This window comes from Bacillus cereus group sp. Bce019 (assembly GCF_051781745.1).
Taxonomy (GTDB): Bacteria; Bacillota; Bacilli; order Bacillales; family Bacillaceae_G; genus Bacillus_A; species Bacillus_A cereus.
This window is the reverse complement of sequence record NZ_JBPWJX010000099.1, coordinates 1-277: the sequence shown is the minus strand read 5'-3', so window position 1 is coordinate 277 and position 277 is coordinate 1. Positions and strand designations below refer to the sequence as shown.

Sequence of the window (277 nt, the reverse complement as noted above, 5' to 3'; positions counted from 1 at the left end):
CGGCTGACTACCGTTACTTCCCAGAGCCAGATCTTCCACTCTATGAGATTGACGACGCCTGGATTGAGGAAGTGCGTGCAGAATTGCCAGCCTTTCCAGCGGAGCGTCGTGCCCGTTATATTGGGGAACTTGGTTTGTCAGCTTACGATGCCAACCAATTGACAGCTACAAAAGCTCTTTCTGATTTCTTTGAAAAAGCTGTTGCAATCGGTGGGGATGCCAAGCAAGTTTCTAACTGGCTTCAAGGTGAAGTGGCTCAGTTCCTCAATGCGGAAAG

1 pseudogene is annotated in these 277 nt (G+C 49.5%); it reads left to right on the top strand.

Annotated features, from left to right (window positions below):
• Positions 1–277: pseudogene (locus tag ACS2QP_RS27610) on the top strand (Asp-tRNA(Asn)/Glu-tRNA(Gln) amidotransferase subunit GatB); the annotation flags it as partial.